The organism is Gelidibacter sediminis (assembly GCF_004364975.1).
GTDB lineage: Bacteria > Bacteroidota > Bacteroidia > Flavobacteriales > Flavobacteriaceae > Gelidibacter > Gelidibacter sediminis.
The window spans coordinates 1-1,047 of sequence record NZ_SOBW01000006.1 but is presented as its reverse complement, the minus strand read 5'-3'; the positions used below and the strand labels follow the sequence as shown (position 1 = coordinate 1,047).

The 1,047-nt window shown below is 32.7% G+C and carries 1 protein-coding gene; it reads right to left on the bottom strand.

All coding sequences use genetic code 11. The features are described 5' to 3' along the window. Nucleotides 1-454: 454 nt before the first annotated feature. Nucleotides 455-907, bottom strand: a complete 453-nt coding sequence (locus tag BXY82_RS00055; protein ID WP_133756144.1) for a hypothetical protein — start codon at nt 905-907, stop codon at nt 455-457. Nucleotides 908-1,047 lie beyond the last annotated feature (140 nt).

Below are 1,047 nucleotides of genomic sequence, written 5' to 3'. Positions count from 1 at the left end.
CGGACGCTAGCAAACAAGCACAGCCATTGGTTAGGAACTAAAGTAAGCATTTTTTATACACATTGTTGGCAACAGTTGTTTTTCGTTTTATCTGGTTTAAAAATCAAAAAAAAAATCGCGGGCAGTAAGCTGGCAAAAAATCCAGATTTTTTTAATCCGTAAACCTTGTCAATCCGCAACCTGGCTAAAGTCGGCATATTTTTTATTTAACGTATGAGTGGGAAATCGGCTGGAGAAATGCACGGAATTTTGGTAAGAAATGAGCTTTTAAATACTCCAAATTCTTTGGGATTTCAACTGCGATCGGGAATTGTTGCCAACGGTCACGTATAACCGTCAGTTACGGGTTAATATGCGTTAATTTTCGGTTAAGAACTGGTGTTAGCAATTCCGAGTGGATTCGGACGTAGTCGAATCCGCCGTAATTGCGGTTATACATTGTTGTAGCAAGTTTTTATTCCACTATTATTGGTTTTTCTGTTTTTGGAATTTTAATAATACTAAAAGGTTGAGTTATCACTGAAGTTGCATATTCAGTTTCAACAGTCGAAATAGAAATATTATTTTGATTTTCAATAACATTTTCCGTTTCAATTTCCCAACCTTGACCTTTAACTTCAAGAAAAATGGCAAATACAGTAAACTCGTTAAAGTTTATATCAGTTTCTGTAAAATTATCGGTTGTGTTATTTACAGAGTTCATTTGAGAAATTAGATTTTGCCATTCAGTCGAATTTGAAATAGTCAAATTAGATTGAGAAATTCCCTCTTGTCCATTTCCGAATAATGCTCCTTTTCCGATTTCCGTGAAATTAATTTCAGTCGATTGATAATTAGCATCATCATCGTTATTACAACTAATCAAAAGTCCGATTCCCAATAGGAATAATAAAATCTTTGTTTTCATAATATATTTTTTACTTAAAGTTCAATTCTTACGGGATTTTTGTCAAATGTTCGTTAAGATACATGCTTTACAAAAGTTATAGATTAGAGTTTACACTAAATTAGTTTCTAACCTTACTGATTTTTCTTTAGTTCTTAATT